Below are 13628 nucleotides of genomic sequence, written 5' to 3' on the forward strand. Positions count from 1 at the left end.
ATGGATGCCGGATCAAGCCTGTCCGGAGCATGTCGAAGGGTCCGGCATAACGATGAAGGTCGATACCGACTCATCTTGACAATCGCCCCCGCTCGCGCGCTAATAGAACATATCAGGAACAAACATGCGCGAGTCGTCTTCCCAACTCGCCGGGCTGCGCCGACGCGTCGCCCGGCTGGCCGCCAGCGGCCATGAAAACCGTCCGGCCGAAGGCTGGTTGGCCAGCGGCGATGCGCGCTTCGACGGCGCGCTCGGCGGCGGGCTCGCGATCGGACGGGTCCATGAATTTTTTGCCGCCGACGCGCTCGACGCGACGAGCGCGGCCGCTTTCGCGGCGCTCCTCGCCCTGCGCACCCCCGGCCCGGCGCCGCTCCTCTGGCTGCGCACCGCCGACGCCGGGCGCCGCACCGGGCATATCTATGCCCCCGGGATTGCCGAACTCGGCGGCGACCCCGACCGGCTGCTCCTCGTCGAGGCGGCCGACCCCAAGCTGCTGCTTGCCTGCGCCAACGATGCGATCCGCTGCGCGGGTTCGGCGGCGGTGATCGTCGAAAGCTGGGGCAAATTCCCCTTGCTCGACCTGACCGCGGGCCGCCGCCTCGCGCTCGGCGCGCGCGACGCGGGGACGACGCTGCTGATGCTGCGCCTGAACGCGATCCCCGCACCGAGTGTCGCCGAAACGCGCTGGAGCGTCGCCGCGGCGGCGTCGCACGCCCTCGCCGCCAATGCACCCGGCGCGCCCGCCTTCGACCTCGAACTGCTGCGCTGGCGCGGCGGCCCTGCGGGGACGCGCTGGCGACTGGACTGGAACCATGACGAACATAGTTTCGGGGACTCGCCGCTATCTGGCGCTCTTCTTCCCCTTCCTGCCCGCCGAGCGATGGCTGCGCACGGCACCGCGGCCGCCTGAGGCCCCGCTCGTCTTCGCCGAGAAGCAGCGCGGCGCGATGCGTCTCGCGAGCGTCGATGCGGCGGCGCTGGCGGCCGGGCTGCGTCCCGGCATGCCGCTCGCCGACGCACGCGCGCAGGTCGGCGAACTCGCGGTCCTCGCGCACGATCCGTTGCTCGACCATGCATGGCTCGACCGGCTCGCGCAGGGGTGCGCGCGCTATACGCCGCTCGTCGCGCTCGACGCCCCCGACGGGCTGATCCTCGACATCGCGGGTGCCGCTCATCTCCATGACGGCGAAGCGGGGGTGATCGCCGATGTCGAAAACCGCCTCGCGCGGCTCGGTATGACGATGCGCCATGCGCTCGGCCCCACCGCCGACGCCGCGCGCGCACTCGCGCGTTATCAGGCGCGGCCCGCGCCCGACGAGGCGCAGGCGATCCGCCGCCTGCCCGTCGCTGCGCTCGAACTCGACGCCGAGGCGACGACCGCGCTCGTCCGCGCGGGGCTCAAGACGATCGGCGACCTCGCGAGCCGCCCGATGGCGAACCTTGCCGCGCGCTTCGGCGCCGAGGCCGCAATGGCGCTGCGCCGCCTGCTCGGCGATGCGCCGAGCCCGCTCGACCCGCGCGTCGCCCCGCCGCCGGTCGCCGCCGAACGCCGCTTCGCCGAGCCGCTGGGGAGCACCGCGCACGCCGCCAAAGTGCTGGCCGAACTCGCCGCCGAAGCGATGGAAGAGCTGGGCGAACGCGGCAAGGGCGGGCGTCATTTCCGCGCCACCTTCTTTCGCAGCGATGGCCTTGCGCGGACGATCGCGATCGAAACCGGCCACCCGACGCGCGACACCGGTCTCGTCATGCGCCTGTTCGCCGAACGGATGGACGGCCTCGCCGACCCGCTCGACCCCGGCTTCGGCTTCGACATGATCCGCCTCGCGGTGCCGCGGCTCGAGGCGCTCGGTGCGAGCCAGCTCAAGCTCGAAGGCGGAGCGGTGAAAGTCGCCGCCATCGACGAGCTTGCCGACCGGCTGGCGACGCGGCTCGGGCGCGGCCGGGTGCGGCGTCTTCGTCCGGCCGACACCCATATCCCCGAACAGGCGCAGCTCGAACTGCCCGCGATCGACGCGCCCGCGCCGCTGCCCTGGCAGGCGCCCGATGCCGGCGAGCCGCCGACGCGTCCCTTCCATATCTTCGACCCGCCGCAGCCGATCGAGGTGATCGCCGAAGTCCCCGACGGCCCGCCGCAGCGCTTTCGCTGGCGCCGCGCCTTCCATGCCGTGCGCCGCTACGAAGGCCCCGAACGCATCGCCGCCGAATGGTGGCGGCGCCGCGACAATGGCGGGCTGACGCGCGACTATTACCGTGTCGAGGACGCGCAGGGCCGCCGCTTCTGGCTGTTCCGACACGGGCTTTACGACGAAAAGCCCGACCCGCGCTGGTATATCCACGGGGTCTTCGCATGAGCGATGCGTCCGAGACCATCCCCGAAACCCGCTTCGCCGAACTGGTCGCCGCGACCAACTACAGCTTCCTGCGCGGCGCCTCGCACCCCGCCGAGATGGTCGCCGAGGCGCTCGCGCTCGGCATGACCGGCATCGGCATCGCCGACCGCAACAGCGTCGCGGGGGTGGTGCGGGCGTGGGCGTTCCTGAAAGATCTGCAGGTCAGACAGCCCGAAGCCGTCGCCCACTTCCGGCTGGTAGTCGGCGCGCGGCTCGTCTTCGCCGACGAAACGCCCGACATCGTTGCCTATCCGGTCAGCCGCCATGGCTGGGGGCGGCTGACCCGCCTGCTCTCGACCGGCAATCTGCGCGCGGAGAAGGGCGGCTGCATCCTCTACCTCGCAGATCTGCTCGACCATTGCGACGACCTGCTATTGATCGCGATGGAGGGCGACGACCTCCTGCTCCGCACCCTCAAGCGCGCGCGGCCGAAATCGGTGTGGCTGGCAGCTACGATGCCCCAATCGGGCACCGATGCGCGGCGATTGGTCGAACTTCAGCGCCTGTCCGTAGCAACCAGTGTCCCCCTGCTCGCAACCAATGACGCGCTTTATGCGACCGCCGCCCAGCGCCCGCTACACGACATCATCACCTGCATCCGCGAGGGCACGACGATCTCGAAGGCGGGCAAACTACTCCGCGCCAATGGCGAGCGGTATCTGAAGGCGCCTGCCGAGATGCAACGCCTGTTCGATGGCTATCCGAAGGCGTTCGAGCAAAGCACAAAGCTGCTCGCCCGTATCAACTTTCGCTTAGACGACCTGCGCTACGAATACCCGCACGAGCCGGTGCCGCCGGGCTGGAAACCGTTCAACTATCTTCATCATCTGGTGAAGACAGCGGCGGAGAAGCGCTACGGCATCCCCCTCGCCAAAAAAGTCCGCAAGCTTGTCGGTAACGAACTTTGGCTGATCAGGAAGCGCCGCTACGTCTATTATTTCCTGACCGTCCATGACCTCGTCCGCTTCGCCCGCACGCGCGAACCGCCGATCCTGTGTCAGGGACGCGGATCGGCTGCCAATTCGATCGTCTGTTTCCTGCTCGGCGTAACCTCGGTCGATCCGATGGAGCATAAATTGCTCTTCTCACGCTTCCTCTCGGCCGAACGCGACGAGCCCCCCGACATCGACGTCGATTTCGAGCATGAACGACGCGAGGAAGTGATCCAGTATATCTATGATCGCTACACACGCGATCGAGCCGCGATCGCCGCGACCGTCATCCACTATCGCCCGCGCAGCACGATCCGCGAGGTCGGCAAGGCGCTGGGTTTCAGCGAGGATGTGACGGCCCGGCTCGCCGACACCAGTTGGGGAAGCTGGGGCGACGAGGTGCCCGTCGAACGGCTGGTCGAGGCGGGTCTCAATCCGCACAATGGCGAAATCGAACGCCTGCACCGGTTCGTCGGCGAACTGCTCAAGGCACCGCGCCATTTGTCGCAGCATGTCGGCGGCTTCGTCCTCACCGAAGGACGGCTCGACGAACTCGTCCCGATCCACAATGCCGCGATGGAAGATCGCACCTTCATCGAATGGGACAAGGACGACATCGACGCGCTCGGGCTGATGAAGGTCGACGTTCTCGCGCTCGGCATGCTGACCTGCATCCGCAAATGCTATGACCTGATGCGCGAGCACGGGCTAGGAGATCACACGCTCGAACTCGATATCGATTCTAAGGATCCGGCGGTTTACGACATGCTGTGCAAGGGCGACAGCATCGGCGTCTTTCAGGTCGAAAGCCGCGCGCAGATTAACATGCTGCCGCGCCTCCGTCCTCGAAAACTATATGATCTGGTCGTGCAGGTTGCGATCGTGCGTCCGGGACCAATCGAAGGCGACATGGTGCATCCCTATCTCCGCCGTCGGAATGGGGAAGAGCCGGTCGAATACCCGTCACCCGCCCCTCAATATCCCCAAGACGAACTGTTCGACGTCTTGGGCAACACTTTCGGCGTACCGCTCTTTCAAGAGCAGGCAATGAATCTGGCGATCACTGCTGCCGGCTTTACTCCTGAAGAAGCAAATGGCCTGCGGCGCGCGATGGCAACCTTCCGCAACGTCGGAACAATCGACAATTTCGAAGAGAAGATGGTCGAGGGGATGGTGGCGCGAGGATATGAACGTAGCTTCGCGCAACGCTGCTACAGCCAGATCGAAGGCTTCGGCAGCTACGGCTTTCCCGAGAGCCATGCGCAATCCTTTGCGCGGCTCGTCTACGTCTCCTCATGGATCAAGCATTATCACCCCGCCGTCTTCGCCTGCGGCATCCTCAATTCGCAGCCGATGGGTTTTTATGCCCCCGCCCAGCTTGTCCGCGACGCGCGCGAACATGGGGTCGAGGTGCGCGCGGTCGATGTGAATGCGAGCGGCTGGGACAACAGCCTCGAACGGCGGGCCGACGGCGCGCTCGCGCTGCGGCTCGGCTTCCGGCAGGTCGACGGGTTTCGCGAGGCGTGGGCTGCGCAGATCGCCGACGCACGGACCGCGGCGCCTTTCGCCTCGGTCGAGGAACTCGCGCGCCGCGCCGACCTGCCCTCGCGCGCGCTGCGCCTCGTCGCCGATGCCGATGCGTGCCGGTCGATGGGGCTCGACCGGCGGCCGGCGCTGTGGGACGCCCGCCGCGTGCGGCAGGGGGTGTTGCCGCTGTTCGACGCCGCCGGAGCGGATGAACTGGGGGCCGAGGAAGATGCCATCCTGCCGCCGACCCCGATGGTCGAGCATGTGCTCACCGACTATCAGACGACGCGGCTGTCGCTGAAAGGCCATCCGATGGCGTTCCTCCGCCGCGATTTCGAACGCGAGGGGGTGCTGAGCGCCGCCGGGGTCGCGGCGGCGAAGAACGGGGCACTCGTCCGCACCGCAGGCGTCGTGCTGATCCGCCAGCGCCCCGGCAAGGGCAATGCGATCTTCATCACGCTCGAGGACGAGAGCGGGATCGTCAACATCCTGCTGTGGGCGCGGCAGTTCGAACGCTATCGCCGCGCCGTCATGGCGTCGCGGCTGATGCTCGCCGAGGGCGAGGTACAGCGGAGCAAGGAGGGGGTCATCCACCTGATGGCGAACCGCATCGTCGACCGCACGGCGATGCTCGATGCGCTGGGAAGCGACCGGCGCTTCGACCCCGAGGTCTGCCGGGCCGACGAGGTCAGGCACCCGCAGATCCCGCGCGGCCATGCCCAGCGCCACGGCCATCCGCGCAACGTCCGCATCCTACCCAAATCGCGCGATTTTCATTGAGGGGGTGTGAGGGGCACCGAACAGCCGTTTTGGGGTGGGAAGCGGACGTAAAATCCTCCCTGCGGCGCAGCCGTGGGAGGGGGACCGTCGCCGAAGGCGATGGTGGAGGGGCCGCGACGTCGCGCCATAGGCCCCTCCGTTAGCGCTTCGCGCTGCCACCTCCCCATCGCTGCGCGACAGGGAGGAGCGAACGACCGCAACCGGCCGAAAACGGCCGTCCCGCGCAGAAGTCTTACGCCACAAAAGAGGATGCCCCGGCTGTGGGGGCCGGGGCATCCGATCAGGCTATCAAGGGACCAACCAACATAGCCTGAATTTTTCGAGAGCTTCCGCTTAGCGGAGCAGGTTCATCACGCCCTGCTGGCTCTGGTTCGCCTGGGCGAGCATCGCCGTCGACGCCTGGGCCAGGATGCCGGCCGCGGCGAGCTTCGTCGATTCCGCCGAGAAGTCGGTGTCTTCGATGCGCGACTTCGAGTCCGCCAGATTCACGACAGTCGACGTCAAATTGTCGACAGTGGCTTCGAGACGGTTCTGCTGCGCACCGAGGTTGGCGCGTTCGGTGGCCACCGTCTGGATCGCCGTGTCGAGCGTCGCCAAGGCACCCGAGGCGCCGGCAGCGGTCGAGAAGTCGAGGCCATCGACGCCAAGACCAGCGGCCTGCATGTCGGCGATGGCGATGTTCACGACTTCGCCGTCGTTGAGGCCGGTCTGGATGTCGAGGTCGGCGGTGCCGTCGAGCAGCGCGGTGCCGTTGAAGGTCGTGCGCGTCGCAACGTCGTCGATCTGCGCGATCAGCGCGGTGACTTCGGTCTGGATCGCTTCGCGGTCGTCGTCGCCCAGCGTGCCCGTCGAGGCCTGAACGGCCAGTTCACGCATACGGACGAGCATGTTCGAAATGCCGCCCATCGCGCCTTCGGCGGTCTGCGACAGCGAAATGCCGTCGTTGGCGTTGCGGACGGCTTGGTTCAGGCCGCGGACGCTGGCGTCCATGCGGGTCGCGATGGCGAGACCGGCTGCGTCGTCCTTGGCGCTGTTGATACGCTTGCCGCTCGACAGGCGCTCCATGGCTTCGGACTGCATGCGGCCCGCAACACGCGAGTTGTTCTGGGCGCGAAGCGCGCTCACATTGGTGTTGATGACAGTCATAATGTTCCTTTCCGGCCCCTATGGCCATTCCCGTGGTGTGAGGGCTCGGCGAGCGGTCACGAAAAGCAGTAACGGCGGGCGGCAGCGGCGATTAAGCCGGTCCGTCAAAAAAACGCCGAAACGGCATCGGGTGGGCGGATTATTCAAACTATCTAACTGAATTATTTGAAATAAAATTTTTGGCACGCGCTTTGCATTACTCTTTGCGTGCGGCACACCGCCGCGCCCAGGACGGATGAGATGCAATGAGCATGATTGACCAGAGCCGGCTGCTGCAGATGCGCAGTTCGATCCTCAATCAGAACCAGGCGCTGCAACGCGCCGCGGGGCGCGGCAGCGAAGGCGCCGGCGTCGATGCGGCCGGCGGCACGCCCGACTTCGGCACTGCGATCAACAATGCGCTGCAACAGGTCAACGCCCAGCAGACGAAGGCGAGCGAACTCAGCGAAGCCTATGAGCGCGGCGACACCCACGACATCGTCAGCGTGATGATCGAACGGCAGAAGGCCTCGCTCGGCTTCGAAACGACGTTGCAGGTCCGCAACAAGCTGCTCTCCGCCTATCGCGACATCATGAACATGCCGGTGTAACCCATGGCCGACGCACAGACCCTCACCCCAATCGACAGCGCGCAGGCGAACCGCCTGCCCGTTCCCGCATTCGGCAATCGCTTCGCACCGATCCAGCAATTCGTCCGCCAGCCCGCCGTCCAGCGCGCGCTGCCCGCGATCGCCACGACGACCGCGATCGGCCTCGCCGCGCTCGCCTATTTCACCATGCAGTCGGCGCCGCAGGCGCAGCTCTTCGCCGGGCTGGCCGACGCCGACAAGTCGGCGGTCGCCGATGCGCTGCAGACCGCGGGCATCGCGCACAGCATCGACCCGGTGACCGGCGCGCTGACTGTGGACGCCGACAAGATGCATGCCGCGCGCATCGCGCTCGCGGGACAGGGACTGCCCAAGGCGGCCCCCGACGGCGACAATCTGATCGCATCGCTGCCGATGGGCGCGAGCCGCGCGATCGAGGGCGAGACGCTGCGCGCCGCGCGCGAGGCCGACCTCGCCCGCACGATCGAGGCGATCGACGCGGTCAAGAGCGCCCGCATCCATATCGCCGCCGCCGAACCCAGCCTGTTCGTGCGCGAAGACAAGCCCGCAACCGCATCGGTCATGCTGACGCTGCAGAACGGCCGTTCGCTGTCCGATGGACAGGTGCAGGCGATCCGTTTCCTCGTCGCCTCGTCGGTGCCCGGCATGAACGCCGACCAGGTATCGGTGATCGACCAGCGCGGCGCGCTGCTGTCCGACAGCGCGACCTCGAGCGACATGAAGGCCTTCCAGCTCCAGACGCAGATCGAGGATCGTTTCCGCCGCGCGCTCGACAGCTTGCTCGGCCCGATGCTCGGCAACGGCAATTATACCGTCGAAGTGCATGCCGATGTCGACATGTCGGAAAGCCAGGCGACGCGCGAAAGCTTTCCCAAGGACGACCGCGCGCTGCGCAGCGAACAGATCACTCGCCAGGTCAGCGGTCAAGGCCCCGCTCCCGCGGTCGGCATCCCCGGCGCGCTGTCGAACCAGCCGCCGCAGGCGACGACGGTGACCGGCGAAGCGCCCGTTGCCGCCCCCGCCACCGCCGGTGCGCCTGAAACGCAGAGCAACGAAAATGCCGCTCGCGCCTATGAGGTCGGCCGCGAGATTTCGGTTACCCACCAGCCGCAGGGCCAGCTTCGCCGCGTGTCGGTCGCGGTCGCGCTCAATCAGGGCAAGAAGGCGCTGACGCAAGCCGACATGGCCAAGATCGACGGCCTGGTGAAAGGCGCCGTCGGCTTCGACGCGACGCGCGGCGATCAGGTCGCGATCAGCCAGCGCCCCTTCGTCAAGGTCGAGGACGAAAGCCCCGCCTTTTACGATCAAGGCTGGTTCCTGCCGCTGGTCAAGCAGATCGGCGCAATCGTCGCCGCGCTGCTCGCCTTCTTCTTCATCGGCCGCCCGCTGATCCGGGCCGCGAAGGAACGCGCCGCCGCACGCGCCGAGCAGAGCGCTTCGCTCGAAGCCTCGCTGCTCGCCGCCACCGACGGCCAGCCCGCGCTGCCCGGCGGCGGTTCCAACCGCCGCGAAATCACGCTCGAGATGATCGAACAGGCGCCGAGCTACGAAGCGCGCGCCAACCTCGTCCGCGCCTTCGTCCGTCAGGATTCGGCGCGCGCCGCGCTTGTCGTCCGCCAGCTAATGCAGGAGGGCGCCCGTGGCTGATACCGACAATATGACGCTCGACGCCCCGGCACCCAAAGCCGCGATCGACGGATCGTCCGCCGCCGCGATCCTGCTGATGCTGCTCGACGAGAGCGAAGCCGCGACGATCCTCAAGCATCTCGGCCCCGATGAAGTGCGCGGGCTCGCCAAGGCGATGTTCGACACCGCGAACGCCAGCGAAGCGCAGATCGAACAGGCGCTCGACCGCTTCGTCGTGCGCAGCCGCGACGTCAGCGCACTGGCGATCGGCGCCGACACGCGCATCCGCACCGTGATCAACCAGGCCGTCGGCAATGTCCGTGCGGACAATATCCTCGCCGCCGTCGCACCGCAGCGGAGCGCCGCGTCGCTCGAGATGCTGCGCTGGATGGACGTCGACGCGATCAGCGGCCTGCTCGCCAGCGAACATCCGCAGGTCGGCGCGCTGATCCTCTCGGTGCTCGTCCCCGACGTCGCGGCGCGCGCGATCGAAACGCTCGACGAACTGCTGCAGGCCGACCTCGTGCTCCGCGCCGCGCAGCTCACCTCGGTTCCCGCCGCAGCGATCGAGGATCTCGAATCGGTCCTCGCCAGCGCCAATGTCGACGGCCAGCGGGTCGCCAAGCAGGCGATCGGCGGGCCGAGCGATGTCGCGAAGATCATGAAGAAGATGCCGAAGCAGCTTTCCGAACGCACGATCCGCGCGCTCAAGAAGACCGACAAGCTGCTCGCGCAGGCGATCGAGGAAGAAATGTTCATCTTCGAGAATCTCCGCGATCTCGACAAGAAGAGCCTCGGCACCGTGCTGCGCTCGGTCGACGCCGCCGAACTCGCGATCGCACTCAAGGGCACCGACGAGGAAATGGTCGACCTCTGCCTCGCCACCATGTCGAAGCGCGCATCGGAAACGATCCGCGACGAAATGGCCGAAATGACGATGGTCAAGCGCACCGATGTCGACGAAGCGCAGAAGGCGGTCATGCTCGTGGTACGCCAGATGGCGGCATCGGGCGAGATCATGATCGCGGGCGCGGGCGACGATTATGTCTGATCGCACCACCGAAACCGGCTTTGCGCCCGTCGCGCTCGCCGCCGCCATGGCGCGCGGCAGCGGCTTTCGCCCGCTGTCCTTCGCGCCGGCGGTCCGCGATGCCGATGTTGCCGTCGCCGGCGCGCCGGTCGAGGCCGAACTCGCCGACGACCCGTTCGCGCGCGGCCTCGCCGAAGGCCAGCGCCTCGCCGAAAGCGCCTACACCGCCGAACGCCACCAGCTTCTCGCGCTGATCGCCGGCGCCGAGGCGCTGCAGGACGAACCCAGCGAAGAACTGGCGCAGCTCATCGCGGAAACGGTCGAGCGGCTCGTCCGCCAGATCGTCGCCGAAGCGCCGATCGACGCCGCATGGCTGAAGGATCAGGCCGAAGCCGCCGCAGCGCTGGTCGCCGAAGCCGACAAGGCCCGCACCCTTTGGGTCCACCCGCTCGACGCCGCACTGCTCGTCGACGCCGAGCTTCGCCTGCCCGTCGAGGCCGACGCCGCGATGGTTCGCGGCACCGTCCGCGTCGAAAGCTCCGCCGGCTGGATCGAGCACGGCCGCGCTGTCTATCTGAACGAACTCACTGCCGCCCTTGGCCGCGCGGGGGAAGCCGCGTGACACGCCGCCTCGCCATCACCGCGCAGCAACTGCTCGCGCCGGTCGATCTCGCCAAGGCGAGCCCGCGCCGCATCGGCACGCTCGTCGCGCACGAGGGGATCATGCTCGAAGTGTCGGGCTTCCCGCAGCCGCTCGGCAGCAATGTCCGCATCAAGTCGGCCGACAACGACTATGTCTATGGCGAGGTCGTCGGCTTTCGCGGTCACCGCAGCCTTGTCCTGCCCTTCGACACGAACAAGCCGCTGGTCACCGGCGCGCCGGTCGAACCGCATGGCGCCAGCTCGATGGTTCCCGTCGGCAAGGCGCTGCTCGGCCGCATCATGGACGCGCAGGGCAACCCGCTCGACGGCCGCTCGCCGATCAAATCGCAATTCCAGTGGCCGCTCGCCGGACGCAAGGTCAATCCGCTGCGCCGCGGCCGCGTCACCAAGCCACTCGGCATGGGCGTGCGCGCGATCAACGGCCTGCTCACCGTCGGCGAAGGCCAGCGCGTCGCGATCATCGCGGGCTCGGGCGTCGGCAAGTCGGTGCTGATGGGCCAGATGATCGCCGGTACCGAATGCGACGTCATCGTCGTCGGGCTGATCGGCGAGCGCAGCCGCGAGGTCAGCGACTTCGTCGAAACCAAGCTGCCGCCCGAAGTCCGCAAGAAATCGGTGGTCGTCGCGGTCCCCGCCGACCACCCGCCGCTGCTCCGCCTCCGCGCCGCGATGCGCGCGACCGCGATCGCCGAAGCCTTCCGCGACGAGGGCAAGAAGGTGCTGCTGCTGATCGACAGCCTGACCCGCGTCGCGCATGCGCAGCGCGAGATCGGGCTGACGCTGGGCGAACCGCCGACGATGAAGGGCTATCCGCCCTCGGTCTTCGCGCTCATTCCCTCGCTGTGCGAACGCGCCGGCATCGACAAGGCGACCGGCGGATCGGTCACCGCGCTTTACACCGTGCTCGCCGACGGCGGCGATATCGAAGACCCGGTCGTCGACAGCGCCCGCGCGATCGTCGACGGGCATATCATCCTGTCGCGCCAGCTCGCCGAACAGGGCGTCTACCCCGCGATCGACGTCGCACGCTCGCTGTCGCGCACCATGGCCGATTCGGTCGATCCGGTGCACGCCGCCGCCGCCGCGCGCTTTCGCAAGCTGTGGTCGGCCTATGAAGAGAATCGCGATCTGATGCTGATGGGCGCTTACGTCGCCGGCAACGATCCGGTGCTCGACGAAGCCATTGCCGCGCGCGCCGACCAGCTTGCCTTCGTTTCCCAGCCTGCCGCCGCGCAGGTCGACTTTCCCACCTCGCGCCAGACGCTTATCGAAGGATTTTCTGCATGAATGCTCGCATCGCACGCCGCAAACGGATCATTCGCGTGCGCACCGTCGAACATCAGATGGCGGAGGCGAACCTTGCCCGCGCCAACGGCGAACTGGCGAGCCTCGTCGAACTGGCGAAGCGGCTCGAAACGCTGCGCACCGACCTTGCGATGGCAAAGGGTGCCGTCGCCGGGCGCGCGCTGAACACGATGGGCGAACTCGCCATGCGGCTCGACATGGCGAAGGAAAATCTCGCCGCACCGCTCGCGGGTGCGAGCGCCCGCCGCGACCAGATGGGCGCGCTTGCGCAGAGCGCGTTGATCAAGGAGGAATCGGCGGTGCGCCTTTACGAGCGCAGCCGCAAGTCGGCCGAGCAAGAAGCCGAACGCCGCAACGACGCCAACCGTCCGCATCGCCGCCGCACGATGAGCCTGCGCCTGATCGAAGGCGGGATTTCATGATGGCCGCGCTGACCCAAAGTCCGGCGCCCGCCAGCCTGCTGCCCGCATTTGCGGCGCTCGGCGCGCCCGGCTCGGCCGGGGGCGAAATGCCCGCGTTCGACCAGCTCGTTGCTGCGGCGCCGGTGGCCGGGGCCGGCAAAGCCCCGCTCACCACCATCTTGCCGCCTGCGGCTGCGATGCCGTTGCAACCGGCCGACGGCAAAGCCGTCGCCATAGTGCCGGACGCCAAATCCGAAACCGTGACGGCGGCCGAAGCTCTCGCAGCACCCGATGACGCCGCCGCGAAGGCCGTAACGCTGCTGCTCGCCGCGACCGGTCGCATCGCCGCGCCGGTGACGGATCAGGTCGCCGCGTCCCCCGCTTTGCCCAGCGCGATCATGGTCTCCAAGCCCGTCGCAGCGATCCGGATCGAGGGCGAAGGCGATAGCGATGGCGGAACCGAAGCGGTCGAGACCGGCGACGCCGCCGCACCCGCCGCCGTGTGGATGCCGCCCGTTCCTACCAGCACGGCGCCGGCCGACAAGCCGGAAAAAGCGGCGAACGCCGCGATTACCGCCGACAAGGGCGACGCCCCCGCGCTTCCCGCCGCTGCCAAGCCGCGCGAAGCGGCGCAGCCAGCAGCGATGCCGGTCGATCCCTCGCTTCCCAAGGCAAAGATCGTCGATGCCGGCCCGTCGATGACCGTCGCCTTCACCCAGCCTGCCGCGCCGGCAGCGGGCGCGATCGCCGAAGCCGCCCCGATGGCGCCGGTCGCCGAACGCGTGCTCGACCTGACCAGCGACGACGCATGGATCGAGCAGCTCGCGCGCGACATCGCCGCGACCAAGTCGCAAAGCGGCGACATCAGCTTTCGCCTGATGCCGCGCCACCTCGGCCGCCTCGACGTCGCGATGCGGCAGGACGAGGGCGGCGTGTCGCTGAAGCTCGACACCCAGCACGAAGCGACCGCGGCCGTCGTCCACGCCGCGCAGGGCCGCCTCGTCGAGGATCTCCGCCAGCAGGGCGTCCGCGTCGCGGGCGCCGAAGTAACCTGCACCCCGGGCGAAACCGGCCGCCAGTCGCAGTCCCAGCAGGGAACGCATCAGGGTCAGGGCCGCGGCGGCGCCCATGATGCCGCCCATCTCATCGAAACCGCCCCCGAGCGTGCCGAGGCGCGCGACGAAGAGCGCGCCGCGACACGCGGCGGCCGCTTTGCCTGA

At 68.0% G+C, this 13628-nt stretch carries 11 protein-coding genes; 10 read left to right on the top strand and 1 reads right to left on the bottom strand.

Features of this window, described 5'->3' with window-relative positions; all coding sequences use genetic code 11:
* Nucleotides 1-124: 124 nt before the first annotated feature.
* From AN936_RS19205 to AN936_RS19215, 3 genes are read left to right on the top strand one after another with little or no spacing between them, the layout of a single operon-like run.
* Complete coding sequence (locus tag AN936_RS19205; RefSeq protein WP_054589492.1) at nucleotides 125-910, top strand: ImuA family protein; 786 nt, start codon at nucleotides 125-127, stop codon at nucleotides 908-910.
* On the top strand, nucleotides 813-2351 hold the full coding sequence (locus tag AN936_RS19210) for a Y-family DNA polymerase (protein WP_054589493.1): 1539 nt from the start codon (nucleotides 813-815) through the stop codon (nucleotides 2349-2351). Before AN936_RS19205 ends, AN936_RS19210 begins: the two co-directional genes overlap by 98 nt.
* A complete protein-coding gene (locus AN936_RS19215; protein WP_054589494.1) occupies nucleotides 2348-5629 on the top strand; it encodes an error-prone DNA polymerase in 3282 nt (1093 codons plus the stop codon). Before AN936_RS19210 ends, AN936_RS19215 begins: the two co-directional genes overlap by 4 nt.
* Before the next feature lie 333 nt (nucleotides 5630-5962).
* Here AN936_RS19215 and AN936_RS19220 read toward each other — a convergent pair whose 3' ends face one another.
* Nucleotides 5963-6775, bottom strand: coding sequence for a flagellin (locus tag AN936_RS19220; RefSeq protein ID WP_054589495.1), 813 nt, complete (start codon nucleotides 6773-6775; stop codon nucleotides 5963-5965).
* Between the two features lie 245 nt (nucleotides 6776-7020).
* Between AN936_RS19220 and fliE the strand changes: the two genes are divergently transcribed.
* Genes fliE through AN936_RS19255 form a run of 7 tightly spaced genes read left to right on the top strand, consistent with a single transcriptional unit; the run spans nucleotide 7021 to nucleotide 13628 of the window.
* On the top strand, nucleotides 7021-7365 hold the full coding sequence (fliE, locus tag AN936_RS19225) for a flagellar hook-basal body complex protein FliE (RefSeq protein ID WP_054589496.1): 345 nt from the start codon (nucleotides 7021-7023) through the stop codon (nucleotides 7363-7365).
* A 3-nt stretch (nucleotides 7366-7368) separates the two neighbouring features.
* Nucleotides 7369-9030 (top strand): flagellar basal-body MS-ring/collar protein FliF, encoded by a 1662-nt coding sequence (fliF, locus tag AN936_RS19230; protein WP_054589497.1) that lies wholly within the window; start codon nucleotides 7369-7371, stop codon nucleotides 9028-9030.
* Nucleotides 9023-10060 carry a flagellar motor switch protein FliG gene (gene fliG / locus AN936_RS19235; protein ID WP_234715643.1) on the top strand — a complete coding sequence of 346 codons (1038 nt, stop codon included), beginning with the start codon at nucleotides 9023-9025 and terminating at the stop codon, nucleotides 10058-10060. Before fliF ends, fliG begins: the two co-directional genes overlap by 8 nt.
* Nucleotides 10053-10661 (top strand): FliH/SctL family protein, encoded by a 609-nt coding sequence (locus tag AN936_RS19240; RefSeq protein WP_054589499.1) that lies wholly within the window; start codon nucleotides 10053-10055, stop codon nucleotides 10659-10661. The genes fliG and AN936_RS19240 overlap by 8 nt, the downstream gene beginning before the upstream one ends.
* Nucleotides 10658-11989: a FliI/YscN family ATPase gene (locus AN936_RS19245; protein WP_054589500.1), complete on the top strand. Its 1332-nt coding sequence runs from the start codon at nucleotides 10658-10660 to the stop codon at nucleotides 11987-11989. The genes AN936_RS19240 and AN936_RS19245 overlap by 4 nt, the downstream gene beginning before the upstream one ends.
* Nucleotides 11986-12429 carry a hypothetical protein gene (locus AN936_RS19250; RefSeq protein WP_054589501.1) on the top strand — a complete coding sequence of 148 codons (444 nt, stop codon included), beginning with the start codon at nucleotides 11986-11988 and terminating at the stop codon, nucleotides 12427-12429. Before AN936_RS19245 ends, AN936_RS19250 begins: the two co-directional genes overlap by 4 nt.
* Nucleotides 12426-13628, top strand: coding sequence for a flagellar hook-length control protein FliK (locus AN936_RS19255; protein ID WP_084758543.1), 1203 nt, complete (start codon nucleotides 12426-12428; stop codon nucleotides 13626-13628). The genes AN936_RS19250 and AN936_RS19255 overlap by 4 nt, the downstream gene beginning before the upstream one ends.

The sequence above is a fragment of the Sphingopyxis macrogoltabida genome (assembly GCF_001307295.1).
In the GTDB taxonomy this organism is placed as follows: Bacteria; Pseudomonadota; Alphaproteobacteria; order Sphingomonadales; family Sphingomonadaceae; genus Sphingopyxis; species Sphingopyxis macrogoltabida_B.

Bases quoted from the DNA above. Each gene is read 5' to 3' on its own strand.
- AN936_RS19205 (WP_054589492.1), top strand. From the start codon at position 125: ATGCGCGAGTCGTCTTCCCAACTCGCCGGGCTGCGCCGACGCGTCGCC.
- fliE (WP_054589496.1), top strand. From the start codon at position 7,021: ATGAGCATGATTGACCAGAGCCGGCTGCTGCAGATGCGCAGTTCGATC.
- fliF (WP_054589497.1), top strand. From the start codon at position 7,369: ATGGCCGACGCACAGACCCTCACCCCAATCGACAGCGCGCAGGCGAAC.
- AN936_RS19250 (WP_054589501.1), top strand. From the start codon at position 11,986: ATGAATGCTCGCATCGCACGCCGCAAACGGATCATTCGCGTGCGCACC.
- AN936_RS19220 (WP_054589495.1), bottom strand. From the start codon at position 6,775: ATGACTGTCATCAACACCAATGTGAGCGCGCTTCGCGCCCAGAACAAC.
- AN936_RS19215 (WP_054589494.1), top strand. From the start codon at position 2,348: ATGAGCGATGCGTCCGAGACCATCCCCGAAACCCGCTTCGCCGAACTG.
- AN936_RS19210 (WP_054589493.1), top strand. From the start codon at position 813: ATGACGAACATAGTTTCGGGGACTCGCCGCTATCTGGCGCTCTTCTTC.
- AN936_RS19255 (WP_084758543.1), top strand. From the start codon at position 12,426: ATGATGGCCGCGCTGACCCAAAGTCCGGCGCCCGCCAGCCTGCTGCCC.
- AN936_RS19240 (WP_054589499.1), top strand. From the start codon at position 10,053: ATGTCTGATCGCACCACCGAAACCGGCTTTGCGCCCGTCGCGCTCGCC.